Source organism: Mesorhizobium sp. WSM4832, from assembly GCF_055811115.1.
Map to the genome: position 1 here is coordinate 255,280 of NZ_JBVVQH010000005.1, position 15,843 is coordinate 271,122.

Sequence of the window (15,843 nt, forward strand, 5' to 3'; positions counted from 1 at the left end):
CGTTGACTAACACCGGCCGGACTGTTACGTCAAGAAGTGGTCAGGCCACTTGGCCATTTTTGATAGAGGATCGTGTGAGTGGCGGAGGAGGACATGTGGCGATAAGCGACTTCAGCCATGAGATGCCGCTGAAGCGGGCAGGCCTTACGGAACTGCTCGTTGCCCGCATCCTGGGCATGGTGACGGCCGGCAATTTGAAGCCGGGCGACCAATTGCCGGCGGAGCGCAAGCTGGCCGAAACCTTCAACGTGTCGCGGCCGACACTGCGCGAAGCGCTGCGCGCGCTGGCTGTTCTCGGTGTCATCGAGGTTCGCCATGGCGGCGGCGTGTTTGTGTCCCAGCTCGAGGCTGCCGACCTGCTTGCGCCGCTCACCTTCTTCCTGACGCTGCGCGCCACCGAAGTGGAAAAACTCTACGAGGCGCGCAGCCTGATCGAAGGCCAGATCGCAGCGCTTGCAGCCGAGCGCGGCGACGAGGCGGCGTTCGATGAACTCGCAACCCTGGTCGAGAAACAGGCGGGAGCCAAGGACGATCCGGCGACGTATCGCGATCTCGACACCGCATTCCATCGCCGGCTTGGCGAGCTTGGCGGCAACGAATTCCTGGCCCGTGCCGCGCAAAGCCTCAACGTGCTTGGCCAGGAATTCCGCAAGATCGCGTCGGAAACAGCCAATGTCATTTCCACCTCGATCGACGACCACAAGGCGATCGTGGCGGCGCTGCGAGCGCACAACGCAACGGCCGCCCGTGCCGCGATGGTCACGCATATGGAGCACGTGCTGCAATCCACCCAGGCTTCGGTGAGGGCAAAACAATGACCGAGCGGCGCTGGGGCCTTTCGAAGGTCACCGAGGCGAATATCAGGCAAGGCGGCTTCTCCACGCCATGGGATGCGCCCTTCATCCCGCCATTCCCGTTCGCCTTCCGCAACGCGGAAATCCTGACGGTGTTCTGGCGAACCGATCCCGGCGCAATGCGCTTTCTGGCACCACCGCCGGTGGAAGCCGTCGGCGATGTCGTCTGCATCCACATCTACAAGATGAATGATACGAGCTGGCTCGGCCCCTACCACGAAGCCAATGTCATGTTCGGCGCCAAGCTGCCGAACGGCAGAAGCGGCGCCTATTCGCCGTATCTGTTCCTGGCCTCGGATGGCGGCGTCGCGCACGGACGCGAGGTGCACGGGCAGCCCAAGAAACTCGCCCATCCGTTCTTCGATCTGCGCGGCGACCTGGTAGTCGGCGGCGTCGAGCGCAACGGCATCGACATCATCACGGTGACCGCGCCTTACAAGCAGAGGCAGGCCGATCCCGCCGAGATGCGCCGTCATTTCGACTTCAGCACCAATCTGAACCTCAAGGCGATCGACCAGATCGACGGCACGCCGGCGATCCGCCAGATCACCTCGCGCAAGCTCACCGACGTGGTCGTGCACGAGTGCTGGCGCGGGCCGGCCACTGTCGAGCTCAGGCCAAACGCCCAGGCTCCGGTGTTCCGGCTGCCGGCGGTCGAGCCCATCGAGGCCTTCCACTGGCGCGCCGACTTCACATTGGTGCCGGGCGAGATCGTGCACGATTATCTCGAAACGGGTGCCTGATGCGCGTGGTGGTGACCGATTACACATTCCCGGCGCTCGACGCGGAGGCGGAAGCCGCGAGGGCCGGCGGTGCGGAATTTTCCGCGTTTCAATGCAAGACATCGGACGATGTGGTCGAAGCGGTCAGGGGTGCCGATGTCGTCGTGGTGCAATTCGCGCCGCTCGGCCGCAAGGCGATCGACGCGCTGGCGCCGGGTGCCGCGGTGATCCGCTATGGCATCGGCTTCGACAACATCGACATCGAAGCCGCCAACGACCGCGCCATGCCGGCGAGCTATGTGCCCGACTACTGCCTTGACGAGGTCGCGGACCACACCACCGCACTCATCCTGGCGCAGTTACGCAAACTGCGGCAGCTCGACGCAAGCGTGCGGCGCGACGAATGGGCGGCGGTCAAGGTCGCGGCGCCGCTGCCCGCCTATGCCGAGACGACAATCGGCTTCCTCGGCCTCGGCCATATTGGCCGCGCCGTGCTGAGGCGGCTGTCGCCGTCCGGATTTCGCTTTATCGTGACCGATCCGATGCTGGACCAGGATATGGCTGCCTCACGCGGCGTCGAGCGTGTTTCGGCGAGCGAATTGGTGGAGCAGGCCGACGTGCTCAGCCTGCACGCGCCGGCGACGCCGCAAACCATCGGCTTCGTCAATGCCGAGCGGCTTGCGCGCATGAAGCCAACCGCCGTAATCGTCAACACCGCACGCGGCACGCTCATCGACGAAGCAGCGCTGGCCGCAGCGCTGAAGGCCGGCCGTATCGCCGGCGCTGCGCTCGATGTCTTCGTCACCGAGCCGTTGCCGCTGGGCTCGCCGCTTCGCGACGCGCCCAACCTGATCCTGACCCCGCACGCGGCATGGTATTCGGGGCAAGCGATCACCCGGTTGCAGCAATTGGTGGCCGACGATATCGCGGCCCATCTGGCCGGCCGGCCGTTGCGCAAGCCGGTGCCCGGATCAATCGCGGCCATGGGAGGCAGCCGATGACAGACAAGATCAACATCGGTGTCATCGGCGCCGGCTGGTGGGCGTCGCTCGGCCACATTCCGGCACTGCGCGACAATCCGCATGTCGGCATCGTCGCGGTCAATCGTCCCGATGCCGACGGCATGGAAAAGCTGGTGTCGACGTTTCCCGGCGTGAGGCCTTATTTCGATGCAGCCGAGATGCTGGCTACGGAAAACCTGCACGGCGTGGTGGTGGCGTCGCCGCATACGCTGCATGCGGAGCATGCCCGGCTGGCGCTCTCCAGGGGCCTGCACACGCTGATCGAAAAGCCGATGGCGACCTCGGCCTCGGACGCACGGGCGCTGGTCGCCCTGGCGCAGGCCAACGGCGCCAAGATCGTCCTGCCCTACGGCTGGAACTTCAAGCCCATCGTCGAACAGGCCCGACGCCTCATCGCCGACGGCTGGATCGGCGAGGTCCGTCACGTCGTGGCGCAGATGGCCTCGGCGCTGGCCGACCTGTTTGGCGGCGAGCCGATGATCGAGACCAGGGATCATCTGTTCCGCCCGCCCGTCTCCACCTGGGCCGATCCGAAGAAGTCGGGCGGCTATGGCTGGGGTCAGCTGACGCATGGGCTCGGCGCCCTGTTCCGCATGGTCGATCTCGATCCCGTCCGGGTCTTTGCCAGGACCGGCTTGTCGCCGGCTGGCGTCGACTATTACGATGCGGCGGTGGTCGAGTTTTCGAACGGCGCGACGATGGCGCTTTCCGGCGCGGCGACGGTGCCGAAATCGCGCGGCTATCAGATCGACATCCGCATTTTCGGCAGCAAAGGCATGCTCTTGTTCGACATCGAACGCGCCCGTGTCGAAGCCATACGGCACGACGGCAACTCCCACATCGCCGAACTCGGCGCCAACGCCGGCGACTATGAGGTGGTGGCGCCGATCACCCTTCTGGTCGATCTCTGTCGTGGCGTCGATGCAGCAAACCCGGCCGACGGCATCGTCGGAATGCGCTCAGCCGTGCTGCTCGACGCAATGTACCGTTCGGCGCGCAGCGGTCGGATGGAGGAGGTAGAATGAGGCTCAGCGTTACCAGTTGGTCGTTTCCGCAGCTCACGCTTGACGAGGTCGGCGGGCTTGCCAAGGTGCTTGGCATCGAAGCCATCGATGTCGGTTATTTCTATCGCTCGGCGCTGGACAAGGCACGGCTGCTCCGAGAGCCCGAGGCCTATGGCGAGGAGATCCGCAAAGCTTCGCCGGTCGCCGTGTCGAACCTCTACCATCTCTTCGGCAATTCCGTTGCGGATCGGAACCTCGCCAGTCCCGCGCATCGCCGGGAAAACCTCGCCGACTTCCAACAGGCGCTGAAATTCTGCGTCGCGGTCGGGTCGCCGACGGTGTTCATCCTGCCTGGCGTCATCAATGGCGCGCAAAGCCGCACGCAGGCGCTCGCGGAGACGGTGGAATCGCTGAGACCCCTGCTCGATGCCGCGGCGCCCACCGGGGTGAGTGTCTGCGTCGAGCCGCATGTTCACTCCTATCTCGAGAGCCCGGCGATGACAGCTGAAATGTGCGAACGGGCGGCGGGCGTGAAGCTTGCCATCGACTATGCGCATTTCGCCGTTTCCGGATACCGGCAAGAGGAGATCGACGCGCTTGCACCGTGGTTCGGGCACGCGCATTTGCGCCAGGCCCGTCCCGGCGCGCTGCAGACCAAGCTCGACGAAGGAACGCTCAACTTCCCGGCGATGTTCTCGACTTTTCGCGATGCCGGTTTCAGTGGCTGGCTGGCTTGCGAATATGTGCACCAGGGTTATTTCGACACTCTGCATGACGATGTCTTGACGGAAACCGTAAAGATGCGCGATCTGTTTCGCGCCTGGAGTGCCGCATGAGTTCGGGTGCCATCATCGTCACCGGCGGGGCCGGCGGCATCGGCCGTGCCATTGCGGCGCGGCTCTGCAAAGACGGCTATCGCGTCGTCATCGCCGACCGTGACGGCGCCGCCGCCGAGGCCGTCGCAAAGGCCGTTGGCTGCGATTTCGAAGTCATCGACATTGGCGACGAAGCCTCGGTGGTCGCGGGCGTGAAGGCCGTCGCCGACCGGCATGGCGGGCTCCTCGGCCTGGTCAACAATGCCGGCGTCCACATGCAGGCGTTGGTCGTTGAGACAGCAATCGACGATTGGGACCGCATCTTCCGCATCAACAACCGCGGCACCTTTTTGATGTGCCGCGAAGCAGCGCGCATCATGGCGACGCAGCGGGCCGGCCAGATCGTCAACATCGCCACCAAGCTCGGCTTCGGCAACCCGTTCTCGTCAGCCTATATCGCATCGAAGAACGCCATCTGGGGGCTCACCCAGTGCCTGGCCATCGAGATGGCATCGAGCGGTGTGCGCGTCAACGCGGTCGCGCCGGGGCATGTCGGGCCGGGCACGGGCATGGAAGCACTGTTCCGCCAAAAGGCCGAAAAGCTCGGCAAACGCTGGGAGGAGTTCGAGGCGGATGTGGTCGCGACCATCCCGCTGCACCGCTGGTGCAAACCGGAGGACGTGGCCGGCGCGGTGGCGTGGCTGATGGGACCGGACGCCAGCTTCGTGACGGGCGAGCTGATCAACGTCACCGGCGGCTTCCAAGCCTATGCCGCGACCCCCACCGCCGATGCGGTGCGCGAGGCCGGTTTGCGAGGGCCGTCGAAATGAGGCGTCTGCTGCAGGGTAAAGTCGCGCTGGTCACCGGCGCGCGAACGGGACTTGGTGCCGCGACGGTGGTCGCGCTGGCCAAGCTTGGCGCCACCGTCATTGCCTCCGGACGCCACGCCGGAGATTGCAGCGGGGTTGTCGATGCCGTCACAGTGACTGGCGGCGTGGCGTCGGATTTCATGCTCGACGTCGCGGATCTGGGGACGATCCCGCATCGCGTCGCCAAGGCACTCGAACTCCATGGGCGGATCGACATCCTCGTCAACAACGCCGCCACCATCGCGCCGATGACGCGCCTGGCCGAACTTGACGCCAGGGCCTTCGACGCCGCGCTGACCCTCAATGTCAGCGGTCCGGCCGCCTTGACCGCGGCGCTCTGGCCGCGTTTTGGCGGCGGCCGTATCGTCAATATCGTCAGCGGCGCGGCAACCCGCGCCATGTCCGGCTGGGCCGCCTATTGCGCCTCCAAGGCAGCATTGTTGATGTTGACCAGGTCGATCGCGCTCGAGGGCGAGGCCACCGGCATTTTGGGATTCGCCCTTGCCCCGGGACTCGTCGACACTGGCATGCAGGCCGCCATCCGCGACGCCAGGATCAATGCGGTCTCGGAAATTCCACGGGAAAACCTGGACCCGCCGGAGCGCGCGGCGCAGATGATCGCCTGGCTTGCAACCGGTTTGGCCGACGACCTTGCCGGCGACTATGTCGATGTGCGGCAGCCGGGGCTGCAGGAACGTGTGGCTGCAGATTTCGAACAACGCTAAGGATTGAATGGAATGAACAACATCGACCTTGAGGGACAGGTTGCTGTCGTGACCGGCGGAGCGCAAGGGCTGGGCCTGGCCTTTGCCAGGCGGATGATCGCATCCGGCGCAAGGGTGAGCCTGTGGGACATGAATCAGGCAGGCCTGGAGGCAGCGGTTGGCGAGCTCGGCGATTCAGCCAAGGCAGTCCTGGTCGACATCACCGATGCCGAGGCGGTGCTTGCCGCACACGCCCGTACCGAAAGCGAAATCGGGGGCGTCTCGATCCTGGTCAATTCGGCGGGGATCGCCGGACCCAATCATACGCTCGATGCGTATCCGCTGGACGCCTGGCGGCACGTCATCGATATCAACCTCAACGGAACTTTTCACGTCAACCGCGCCGTCGTGCCAGCCATGAAGGCGCGCAATTACGGCCGCATCGTCAACATCGCCTCAATCGCCGGCAAGGAAGGCAATCCCAACGCTTCGGCCTACTCGGCATCCAAGGCAGGCGTCATCGGGCTGACCAAATCACTGGGCAAGGAGCTTGCCGGCTACGACATCGCGGTCAACTGCATCACGCCGGCCGCGGCGCGCACGCCGATCTTCGACCAGATGAAGCAGGAACATATCGACTACATGCTGTCCAAGATCCCACGCGCGCGGTTCCTGGAAGTCGACGAGGCGGCAAACATGGTCGCCTGGCTGGTCTCGAAGGAAAATAGCTTCACCACCGCATCGGTATTCGATCTCTCAGGTGGCCGCGCCACCTATTAGCTCCGAAGGACGTTGGATACGAGATGCCCGCAACCGCACCGGCTGCAGACATTCCGAGTCATGCCACTCCGCGTTAACGGCGTCCGCGCGTCAACCGAAGTTAATCACAAAACATCGCCAAACGCGATTTTTGCAGCAGCCTGCTAAGGCACAATTGATAGAAACGTTGGTTCGCGAAGATTCGCGATGATGATCATCACGAGGGCGCTTTCACTTGGGTTCGCGATCGAGATCGTCGATATATTCGCGCAGTCCCAACTGACTGCGGCGCAGAGCTTCTACTACCTCAAAGCCTCCGCTGTCGTGATCTACATGGCGATCGCCTCTATCGTCACACAGAGCGCCGACAGGTTTGAGCAATCCCTCACGGTGCGGACATGAGGGCGGGCATGTGGGACAGGACCGCCAAGCTTCGGATATCGAGCCGCACCTGGGAGGCAGTTCTTTGGGGATGAGAAGGACGCAATCGATGGTCTCACTTCATCATCTGACGGAAAAGCCCCACGACCGTTTCCAGCCGCGGGGCTATGGGAGAACTCCCTGGGAACCTGTGGTCAGATGTTGGCAAGCAATTCGTTGATGCGGCTTTCCATGTCGGAAAGCGCGGCATCGACGTCCTTCTGGCCGGTGATTGCAGCGCTCATCTCTTCGCCGATAATGTCCTGGATCGCAAACTGGCGCTGCACGGCAGACGGCAACGGCTTGCCGAGATCGGCGACCGCGGCGATCGTGTTTCGATGCGGCAGAGCCTTGAAGGCGTCCGAACTGATGATGGCCTTGTATGCCGGCAGGTGACCTGTGCGCGACCAATCGAAGTCATTGTCCGCGAAGAACTTCAGGAACTTGCCGATGGCCGCGGTCTGTTCAGGGGTGCGGTCCTTCTGCGAGACTGCCCAGGTGTGGCCGTCCGCATATTGCGCGTGGGCTCCGCCAAACAGTTGCGGATACGGGTAGACCGCATAGCCGCCCTTGTTGAGCGCGGTACCCTTGGTTTGAGACTGGGCGTTGTTGTCACCGACGACCCACGTGCCGTTAAGCTGGACGCCGCCCTCACCAGCAAGGAAAGCATTGATCGCGCCGCCGTAGTCGAGATCCTTGGTGGTGTAGTCCTTGTCGAAGATCGCCTTGTACATCTCGACGACCTTCTTGGCTTCCGGCGTATTCAGCTTCACATGCTTCGGATCGGCGAAGAAGTCGGAGTTCTGCTGGAAGAGATAGGTGTAGAGATTGCGCGTGTAGAGCGCAGTCTCATTGGCCAGATTCTGAACGAAATAAGGCTTGCCGGTCTTCTGCTTGAACTGCTCGGCCTGGGCGAGCAGTTCCTCCGGCGACTTCGGCAGGATCGGTGTGCCGTCGGCGTTGACGAGGTCGGCTTGTTTGAAGAGGTCCATGTTGATGTGATAGAGCATCGTCCAGCTGTCGATCGGCAGGCCGTAGATCTTGCCGTCCTTGGTGGCGCCGGTGCGCGCCGCGTCCGTGAAGGCATCAGGTGTCACGCCGACGGACTTCAAGAGATCGTCGAGCGGCATCAACAGTCCCTTGGACTGATAGTCCGAAAGCGCGGATTCATGGATCGTGACGACATCCGGAGCGTCGCCGGAGGCGAACTGCGCGGTCAGCTGGTCATAGCCCGGCCATTCCACGGTGGTGACGCTGACATGCACATCAGGATTGTCGGCGTTGAACTTGTTGATCAGCGAGGTGATGATGCCGCATTCGCCGACGGCCTTGCCGACATCGGTGTTGGTGCCGAAATCGGCGTCGCAAGCACCGAAAAAGCGCTGTACGGTCAGTTCCGTCGCTGCAAGGCTTGGGCTTGCGGTCGCCATTGCGCCGGCAGAGACTGCGGCAAACAGCATTTTCCTCATTATCATGTCAGTTCCTCCTACTGAGTTTCGGCCATTCCACCCTGGACTGGCTATGCTTCAATCGCTGCGGCGCGCTCCTCCGCCACTGGGCAATTTTCGTTATCTCACCGCGGCGCCAGAGACGGCCGTGACGATGTATTTCTGGAAAAAGAGGTAGACGATCAGGATTGGCGCGCCGGCGAACACGGCCTGCGCCATCAGGAAGCCGATGCCTTCGGACTGGGCGAAATTGGTCTGCGTCGAGGCCATGCCGACGGTCAGCGTGTACATATCCTTGTTTGTCGCCGAGATCAGCGGCCACAAATAGTCGTTCCACGCGCCGAGGAACGTGAAGATGCCGAGGGTTGCCTGTGCAGGCACCGTGAGCGGCAAAAGCACTTTCCAGAAAATCCTGAACCGGCTCGCGTTGTCCAGCATGGCGGCTTCGTCCAGCTCCTTCGGGATGGCCTTGAAGTACTGGGTCATCAGGAAGACGCCGAACGAAGCCGACAGGCCCGGGAGGATGAGCCCAGGATAAGTGTTGTGGAACTTCAGGATGCTGAAGATCTGGTGGCGGGCGACAAGCACGGCCTGTTCGGGGACCGCCAAACCGAAAAGCACGATGACGAACAGGATGTGTCGGCCGGGGAAGTTCAGCCGTGCAAAGCCGTAGCCGGCGAGCGACGACAGGATCAGCGTACCGAGTGTCAACCCGCCCGAGACGATGATGCTGTTGCGCACCCAGATGAACACCGACGAGGTGCCGACGGTGTTGATGTAGTTCTTCAGCGTATAGGGCGCATGAAACACGGAATTGGGATCGGCCATCAGCTCGGCATTGTCCTTGAGCGACAGGCCGATGACCCACAGGACCGGCGCGATCATGACGATCGACAGCAAGATGACGAGGACCAGCAGGACGCGATCGCCGAAAGCCTTTCCCTTGATGGAAGTGGCCGGAATACTCATGCCCGGTCTCCCTTGTTGCGTGCGACGAGGTACTGGGCCATGGCCGCGACCAGGATGAGGATGAACAGGATTTCCGATGCCGCGGCACCCATGCCCAGATCCCAGCGACGAAACGCGGTGTCGTAGATGTAAAGGACGATCGGCTTGGTCAGGTTGTTCGGACCGCCGCGCGTCATCAGCCAGGCCTGCCCGAACAGCTGGAACTGCAGCACGATCTGGATGATGATTACCAGGATGAAGGTGCGTTTGATCGACGGCAGCGTAATCGAGCGCAACGTCTGCCAGCGATTGGCATTGTCGAGCGCTGCCGCTTCATAGATATCGCGCGGGATCTGCTGCAGCGCCGATAGAAAGAGCATCATCGGCAGGCCGATACACCACCAGATGGTGGCAATGGCGATGCCGATCATCGCAAGGCTGGGATTGGAGATGAAAGCCGGGGCGGTCGCGCCGAACCATCCGTAGATCGTCGACAGCAGGCCGACATTCGGAATGAAGACGATGCGCCAGATCAGCGTGACGATGGTGACCGACAGCACCGAAGACGAAAAGAACAGCGTCCGCAGCACCGCTGCGGTGCGCGTGCGGCGGTTGAGGCAAAGTGCCAGGAAAAGGCCGATCAGCGCCAGCGTCGGCACCGTCAGAAGCACGAAATAGAAGGTGTTCCAGATCGATTGCAGGAAGACCTTGTCGTGATAGAGCCTGACGTAATTGCCGAGACCGACAAAATTTCCGGACGAGAACGTGTCGGCCTTGTGGAAGCTCAGCCAGATCCCCCACAGCAGCGGGAACAGCAGCAGCGTCGTGAAGAAGAACAGGAATGGCGCGACGAAAATGGCGTTTCGCCATTGCGGCGCGTAGATATCGGCGCTTGGGGTTCTAAGGCTCGCGGCCGGCGTCGCGGTGTGCGGCATCGCCAACTGGTCAGCCATGTCAGGCCTCCCCCGCGTGCCAGGCGCGGCCAGCCTCGTTGAACAGATGCGACTTCTTGCCGTCGAAGGCGAGCCCGACCTTGTGGCCGATCGCGACGCGGCTGTTGCCGGCATCCGAGCCGACGATCTGCAGGCCATCGCCCAGCCTTGCGTAGATCAAAGTGCGTTCACCGAGCCGCTCGAGCACATCGACCACGCCATCGGCATCGCCCTGCCCGGCGGGAACGATGCGAACGTCCTCCGAACGGATGCCGAAGGTGCACTTGCCATCGGCCAGCAGATTGGACCCGATCTCGGTCTGGACCGCCATGCCGCCGGCAAACTTGACCTTGGCGTTGACGCCCGATCTGTCGAGTGTCGCATCGACAAAGTTCATCGCCGGCGCACCGACGAAGCCCGCGACGAATTTGGTTGCCGGGCGATCGTAGATCTCCATGGGAGAGCCGATCTGCTCGATCTTGCGGTTGTTCATGACGACGATACGGTCGGCGAGCGTCATTGCCTCGACCTGATCGTGAGTGACGAAGATCATTGTCGATTGCAGGCGTTGATGGAGCTGGGCAAGCTCGATGCGGGTGCGGGTGCGCAAAGCCGCATCGAGATTGGAGAGCGGCTCGTCGAACAGGAAGGCCTTCGGCTCCTTGACGATCGCGCGGCCGATGGCGACGCGCTGGCGCTGGCCGCCGGAGAGCTGGCCTGGCTTGCGCTCGAGCAAGTGTGGCATTTCGAGGATGCGCGCGGCTTCGTTGATCCGCGCGTCGATGACTTGCCGTGATACGCCGATATTCTCGAGCCCGAAGGCCATGTTGTCGCGCACGGTCATGTGCGGATAAAGCGCATAGGACTGGAACACCATGGCAATGCCGCGCTTGCCCGGCGGCAGATGATCGATGCGCTGGTCGTTGATGGCGATCTCGCCGCTGTCGACAGTTTCGAGCCCAGCGATCATTCGCAGGAGCGTCGATTTCCCGCAGCCGGATGGTCCAAGGAACACGATGAATTCGCGTGCCTTGATGGACAGCGACAGATCCTCCAGCACCGACATGGCGCCGAAGTGCTTGCTCACATTCCTGATTTCGATATCGGCCGTCACGTCGACGCTCCTCCTCAGCGCATGCACGTTTCGATAATGCGCGCCTGAAGTCAGACCTTGAGGCGGATCATCTGGTAGGAATAGGCCGGCAGCGACAGGGTCAGCTTGCCGCCAGCCACGGAGGCGCCTGACCCTTTCCTGGGAACGACATTGTCGGGATTCTCGGCCGAATTGACGGCTTTCAGATCCGCATGTGTCATCACCTGGTGATCCGCAATGTCAGCCGCGCCGAAGCCGGCGATATCGATCACAGTTTCGATTGCCTCGCTCGAATGGCGGTTGACGGCAAAGAAGGTGACATGGCCGGTTTTCGCATCATGCACGCCGGTGACATCGACACAGGGGACGTCGCCCGCAACAGCGGACTTGTAGGTCGGGCTTTCCACCTTGAGATCCAGCGCATTGCCGCGGCCGTAAAGCGAGGCAAAGAGATAGGGGTAGAAGGTCGTTTGGCGCCAGGCCGGGCCATTCGCAACGGTCATGATCGGCGCGATAACGTTGACCAGTTGCGCCAGGCAGGCGATCTTGACGACATCGGAACGGCGGATGAAGGTGTTGAGGATCAAGCCGACCTGCAGCACATCCTCGAAATTGTAGATGTCTTCGAGCAGCGGCGGGGCGAAGGGCCAGCCGTCATTGCCCCCGAGGATCTTCTTGTCCTTTTCCTTGGAATGGTACCAGACGTTCCATTCGTCGAATGAGATGTAGACCTGTTTGCTGGAGCGCTTCTTGGCCTTAATATAGGCGATGACGCCGGCAACCGAGGCGATGTAGTCGTCGAGCTTCTTGCTCATCGCGAGATAGTTCGGCGCGTCATTGGCTTCGTTGTCGAAATACATGTGCAGCGAGATGTAGTCGATCTCGTTGTAGGTGTGGTCGAGAACGGTCGCCTCCCATTCTGGATAGGTCGGCATCTTGGCATTCGAAGAGCCGCAGACGACGAGTTCGAGCGACTTGGAAAAGGCGCGCATCGCCTTGGCGGTCTCATGCGCCAGGCGGCCGTACTCGTCGGCGGTCTTGTGGCCGATCTGCCAGGGGCCGTCCATTTCGTTGCCGAGGCACCAGAGCTTGACGTCGAAGGGCTCCTTGCGGCCATTGGCGATCCGCTTGTCGCTCCACTCGCTGCCACCGGGATGATTGGTGTATTCCAGAAAGTTGCGGGCCTCATCGAGGCCACGCGAGCCGAGATTGACGGCGAGCATCATCTCGGTGTTGGCCAAGGCGCACCAGTCGGCAAATTCATGCAGGCCGACTTCGTTGCTTTCCGACGTGTGCCAAGCGAGGTCGAGGCGTACCGGGCGGTCCTGCTTGGGACCAACGCCGTCTTCCCAATTGTAGGCGGAAACAAAATTGCCGCCGGGATAGCGGACTATTGGAACGTTGAGTTCCCGAACGAGATCGATCACGTCCTGACGCATACCATTAGCGTCCGCGGTCGAATGGCCGGGCTCATAGATGCCGGTGTAAACGGCGCGCCCCAGATGCTCGATGAAGGATCCGTAGAGCCTCGGATCGATTTCCGAGACAACATAACGCGGATGCGCCGTAACGGCTGCCTTCATGCATTCCTCCCACGATATCACAAATGATGATTTAAATCATCTTATCCGATATCAAAGGCGACTGGCAGCCGTTCGTCAAGTCAAATCAGTTAAAAGTCTGACAATTGACTAAGAGATTTTGCTTGTCGATGAAGGTAATAGACTGAAATTCCATCACTTTTTTTAAAACCCGGTTTTGTGATATCACCTGGTTTTGATCCGAAGCAGGATGTCCTGATCGTAATTTCCAAACCCCTTGCCGAATATGTTGACCCCGCCCGGCCGCTCGGCGTCTTCTTTGACGCCAATACGGACACGAATCGAATGATGGGCCTTGAGGTCGAGTGCGGCGAGGCTGACTTCGGAAATCCTGACGCCGTCGACATAGGTGCCGTCGGTGGAAATTCGCCAGTTCTTGAGCTTGCCATATTGCGAGCCCTTGAGCTTCCACCAGGAGGGCGTGAAGACGCCGCGCTTGTCGCCAAAATCACCGGGCGAGGTCCAGGTGCCGACGTCGACGCCATTGATTGCCAATGTGATGTCGGATGGCCAGTCGGCGCTGGTGCCCGGCACCTCCGAGGACAGTTCCGCCACCACTTCGAGCTCCGTGATTTCGGCATTGGCGAGCTTGGCATTATTAGGGAACTGGTATTCGACAAAGCCGCGCGTGAACCACAATAGGCCCGCCTTCATGCGGTCCGGATCGAGGAACGTGTTCGGCACGTCGAGCAGACCGATGATACCGTCCGGCGAGCACAGGCCGCAGGGCGCCGTCACCTCGAACCCAGTGTAAAGCCCGATCGGCATCGACACTTCGATCGCGTCGTTCTTGACCGCACGATACTCGCTCTTGAAGACCACGAGCACTTCTTCGGCGGTCGGATAGCAGATCTTCTGGCTGCCCTTCTTCGCCTTCTGGTTCTCGGTGCGTATCAGGCCGGCATCCTCAAGCACCTGGATATTGGTCGAGACCGTCGATTGCGGCAGCGACAGCACGGCGGCGATGTCGTTGACATTCATCGGTCCCTTCTCATGCAGCAATTTCAGCATTGAAATGCGCGCCAAAGAGGCAAGCCCCTTGAGCACGGCAATGCCCTCCTCAGGTTCGATCACCAGAAAATTGCGACTCATGAATGGCCAGTCTATATGAAATTCATACCCGAAATTGGCTTGTATATCGGGATAACTGATTTAATCAATGTGTTGTTTGACTCCGAGTCACTTTATTGATGGGAGCCGCACTGTGCCCGGCGTGTGGACCACGCGAAATCCATCGGCGATCGCGGGCGTCGTTTCCGGTGGCTCGGTGATCCAAACCTCCCTTGCATATGCACACCTGACTAGGCTCCACAACCCCGGTCGAGAGTCTGCGTCGGGCGACCAAGTCGTACACCTAAATGGGTTAGCTCGGATCGACACAATTGGTAGGTAAAGCGGTTGCATCTCGAATTATCTCCTTCTAGTCAAGCGATATGGCGTCTATCGCCTTTTGGACATGGCTCTTTCGTTTCCTCACTTACCAAGGAGTAAGATAGGAAATCTCGCGGCTGTTGATTTACACGTACCGAATGGCGCAATATTCTCGCAAACAAGTAAGAGCGTCTCGACTGTCGGCGCTTTTATTGCCGTTCAGCTGAGTGCGTTTGTTGCTTCGGCTGGCTGACGCCGCCGAGCATTGAATCATGCCGCCAGTGGACGTTGAATTTTCGTTCGGGCGGTGGGACGTCTAAAAGGAACTGGAGGCGAAATGCATTTTTCGAGATTCGTTCCGCCGGTTGTCGTCCTGTTGGCGTTCACTGTTGTCCAAGCCGGCGTCGCTGCGCTCTGGAGTGGCACAGGGGTCGTGTTGGCAGGGACCCTTCCCCCCGTTTCTGACGGAAATCATTGGCCCGACGCTACAAACACGGGTATGCCGGCAGGAACCGTTCCGACTGTCTACACCGGACCGAACGTCATTACCGTCGACGGAACCGTGATCGAGAATAAGATCATCAACACCTACATCGAGGTGAGGGCGAAGAACGTCACGATCCGCAACTGCCAAATTAATTTCGATGGATGGCATCCGATCTACGCGTACGAAGGCGCCGATGGCCTAACGGTAGAACGCTGCACGATTACGGGCCAGGGTAAGACCGGCGGCTCCTACGGCATCGACACCAGTGACATTCTTGGCTCGACGCTGATCGGGAACAACATCTCCGGCTACGAGAACGGTATCACGCCAGGTTCCAACGCGGTCATAAAAGGTAATTACATCCACGACCTGCAAGCAGGCGGCGCTGACCCGCACTATGACGGCATCCAATTGGGCGGCCATCCAAAGGTCCAGGTCAACGTTCTGATTGAGGACAACACCATTATCGGACGCGACAATGCCGACGTCTGGATCACCAACGACTTCGGCTCGATAAATGGCGTCAAGGTGAACCACAATCAACTATTGGGCAAAGCATCAGGAACTGGCCCCAACGTCTCGCTGCCTGTGTTCACCGTTTATGTCGATGGGGCAAAGCCGAACGGCACAATTTCTGGGATAACAATCACAAACAACATTATCCAGCGCGGCGTTTATGGCTTCATCGACATTGACAGCGTCACCAATGTAACAGGGTCCGGTAACGTAGACCTGTTAGCTAGTCCTATCTGATTGCGAGATAACACGTCGGAGAGTGAGAGGGTATGAGCCTA

General features: G+C 60.9%; 15 protein-coding genes and 1 pseudogene. 10 read left to right on the forward strand and 6 right to left on the reverse strand.

The genetic code is table 11. The annotated features are described in order from the left end of the window. The first annotated feature begins 95 nt into the window (after positions 1–95). The 9 genes and pseudogenes from AC0L2L_RS09835 to AC0L2L_RS09875 form a co-directional block, all read left to right on the forward strand. Positions 96–818: a FadR/GntR family transcriptional regulator gene (locus AC0L2L_RS09835; protein ID WP_473577888.1), complete on the forward strand. Its 723-nt coding sequence runs from the start codon at positions 96–98 to the stop codon at positions 816–818. Next, positions 815–1,597 (forward strand): acetoacetate decarboxylase family protein, encoded by a 783-nt coding sequence (locus AC0L2L_RS09840; RefSeq protein WP_473577889.1) that lies wholly within the window; start codon positions 815–817, stop codon positions 1,595–1,597. The genes AC0L2L_RS09835 and AC0L2L_RS09840 overlap by 4 nt, the downstream gene beginning before the upstream one ends. After that, on the forward strand, positions 1,597–2,577 hold the full coding sequence (locus tag AC0L2L_RS09845; RefSeq protein ID WP_473577891.1) for a C-terminal binding protein: 981 nt from the start codon (positions 1,597–1,599) through the stop codon (positions 2,575–2,577). Before AC0L2L_RS09840 ends, AC0L2L_RS09845 begins: the two co-directional genes overlap by 1 nt. Further along, positions 2,574–3,623 (forward strand): Gfo/Idh/MocA family protein, encoded by a 1,050-nt coding sequence (locus tag AC0L2L_RS09850; RefSeq protein WP_473577893.1) that lies wholly within the window; start codon positions 2,574–2,576, stop codon positions 3,621–3,623. Before AC0L2L_RS09845 ends, AC0L2L_RS09850 begins: the two co-directional genes overlap by 4 nt. After that, positions 3,620–4,438: a sugar phosphate isomerase/epimerase family protein gene (locus tag AC0L2L_RS09855; protein WP_473577894.1), complete on the forward strand. Its 819-nt coding sequence runs from the start codon at positions 3,620–3,622 to the stop codon at positions 4,436–4,438. The genes AC0L2L_RS09850 and AC0L2L_RS09855 overlap by 4 nt, the downstream gene beginning before the upstream one ends. Then, on the forward strand, positions 4,435–5,247 hold the full coding sequence (locus AC0L2L_RS09860; RefSeq protein WP_473577895.1) for an SDR family NAD(P)-dependent oxidoreductase: 813 nt from the start codon (positions 4,435–4,437) through the stop codon (positions 5,245–5,247). Before AC0L2L_RS09855 ends, AC0L2L_RS09860 begins: the two co-directional genes overlap by 4 nt. Beyond that, positions 5,244–6,011 (forward strand): SDR family NAD(P)-dependent oxidoreductase, encoded by a 768-nt coding sequence (locus tag AC0L2L_RS09865; RefSeq protein ID WP_473577896.1) that lies wholly within the window; start codon positions 5,244–5,246, stop codon positions 6,009–6,011. Before AC0L2L_RS09860 ends, AC0L2L_RS09865 begins: the two co-directional genes overlap by 4 nt. Before the next feature lie 12 nt (positions 6,012–6,023). Next, the gene (locus AC0L2L_RS09870) at positions 6,024–6,770 is read left to right on the forward strand and encodes an SDR family NAD(P)-dependent oxidoreductase (RefSeq protein WP_473577898.1); all 747 of its coding nucleotides are present in this window, start codon (positions 6,024–6,026) and stop codon (positions 6,768–6,770) included. A gap of 195 nt (positions 6,771–6,965) precedes the next feature. Then, a pseudogene (locus AC0L2L_RS09875) lies at positions 6,966–7,151 on the forward strand (amino acid ABC transporter permease); the annotation flags it as partial. 173 nt (positions 7,152–7,324) lie between these two features. Here the strand turns inward: AC0L2L_RS09875 and AC0L2L_RS09880 are convergent. The 6 genes from AC0L2L_RS09880 to AC0L2L_RS09905 all read right to left on the reverse strand — a co-directional run bounded on the left by AC0L2L_RS09880 (position 7,325) and on the right by AC0L2L_RS09905 (position 14,283). Continuing rightward, complete coding sequence (locus tag AC0L2L_RS09880; RefSeq protein WP_473577986.1) at positions 7,325–8,638, reverse strand: ABC transporter substrate-binding protein; 1,314 nt, start codon at positions 8,636–8,638, stop codon at positions 7,325–7,327. 99 nt (positions 8,639–8,737) lie between these two features. After that, positions 8,738–9,586 (reverse strand): carbohydrate ABC transporter permease, encoded by an 849-nt coding sequence (locus AC0L2L_RS09885; protein ID WP_473577900.1) that lies wholly within the window; start codon positions 9,584–9,586, stop codon positions 8,738–8,740. Further along, positions 9,583–10,500, reverse strand: coding sequence for a carbohydrate ABC transporter permease (locus tag AC0L2L_RS09890; protein ID WP_473577987.1), 918 nt, complete (start codon positions 10,498–10,500; stop codon positions 9,583–9,585). The genes AC0L2L_RS09885 and AC0L2L_RS09890 overlap by 4 nt, the downstream gene beginning before the upstream one ends. A 19-nt stretch (positions 10,501–10,519) precedes the next feature. Next, positions 10,520–11,611 (reverse strand): ABC transporter ATP-binding protein, encoded by a 1,092-nt coding sequence (locus AC0L2L_RS09895; protein ID WP_473577902.1) that lies wholly within the window; start codon positions 11,609–11,611, stop codon positions 10,520–10,522. Positions 11,612–11,661: 50 nt separating this feature from the next. Then, positions 11,662–13,173, reverse strand: coding sequence for an arabinosylfuranosidase ArfA (gene arfA / locus AC0L2L_RS09900; protein ID WP_473577903.1), 1,512 nt, complete (start codon positions 13,171–13,173; stop codon positions 11,662–11,664). Positions 13,174–13,356: 183 nt separating this feature from the next. Further along, positions 13,357–14,283 carry an ArsR/SmtB family transcription factor gene (locus tag AC0L2L_RS09905; RefSeq protein WP_473577905.1) on the reverse strand — a complete coding sequence of 309 codons (927 nt, stop codon included), beginning with the start codon at positions 14,281–14,283 and terminating at the stop codon, positions 13,357–13,359. Positions 14,284–14,899: 616 nt separating this feature from the next. Between AC0L2L_RS09905 and AC0L2L_RS09910 the strand changes: the two genes are divergently transcribed. Then, on the forward strand, positions 14,900–15,802 hold the full coding sequence (locus tag AC0L2L_RS09910; RefSeq protein ID WP_473577907.1) for a right-handed parallel beta-helix repeat-containing protein: 903 nt from the start codon (positions 14,900–14,902) through the stop codon (positions 15,800–15,802). Positions 15,803–15,843: the final 41 nt, after the last annotated feature.

Bases quoted from the DNA above. Each gene is read 5' to 3' on its own strand.
- arfA (WP_473577903.1), bottom strand. From the start codon at position 13,173: ATGAAGGCAGCCGTTACGGCGCATCCGCGTTATGTTGTCTCGGAAATC.
- AC0L2L_RS09860 (WP_473577895.1), top strand. From the start codon at position 4,435: ATGAGTTCGGGTGCCATCATCGTCACCGGCGGGGCCGGCGGCATCGGC.
- AC0L2L_RS09885 (WP_473577900.1), bottom strand. From the start codon at position 9,586: ATGAGTATTCCGGCCACTTCCATCAAGGGAAAGGCTTTCGGCGATCGC.
- AC0L2L_RS09880 (WP_473577986.1), bottom strand. From the start codon at position 8,638: ATGAGGAAAATGCTGTTTGCCGCAGTCTCTGCCGGCGCAATGGCGACC.
- AC0L2L_RS09890 (WP_473577987.1), bottom strand. From the start codon at position 10,500: ATGCCGCACACCGCGACGCCGGCCGCGAGCCTTAGAACCCCAAGCGCC.
- AC0L2L_RS09865 (WP_473577896.1), top strand. From the start codon at position 5,244: ATGAGGCGTCTGCTGCAGGGTAAAGTCGCGCTGGTCACCGGCGCGCGA.
- AC0L2L_RS09850 (WP_473577893.1), top strand. From the start codon at position 2,574: ATGACAGACAAGATCAACATCGGTGTCATCGGCGCCGGCTGGTGGGCG.
- AC0L2L_RS09870 (WP_473577898.1), top strand. From the start codon at position 6,024: ATGAACAACATCGACCTTGAGGGACAGGTTGCTGTCGTGACCGGCGGA.
- AC0L2L_RS09845 (WP_473577891.1), top strand. From the start codon at position 1,597: ATGCGCGTGGTGGTGACCGATTACACATTCCCGGCGCTCGACGCGGAG.
- AC0L2L_RS09855 (WP_473577894.1), top strand. From the start codon at position 3,620: ATGAGGCTCAGCGTTACCAGTTGGTCGTTTCCGCAGCTCACGCTTGAC.
- AC0L2L_RS09905 (WP_473577905.1), bottom strand. From the start codon at position 14,283: ATGAGTCGCAATTTTCTGGTGATCGAACCTGAGGAGGGCATTGCCGTG.
- AC0L2L_RS09910 (WP_473577907.1), top strand. From the start codon at position 14,900: ATGCATTTTTCGAGATTCGTTCCGCCGGTTGTCGTCCTGTTGGCGTTC.
- AC0L2L_RS09840 (WP_473577889.1), top strand. From the start codon at position 815: ATGACCGAGCGGCGCTGGGGCCTTTCGAAGGTCACCGAGGCGAATATC.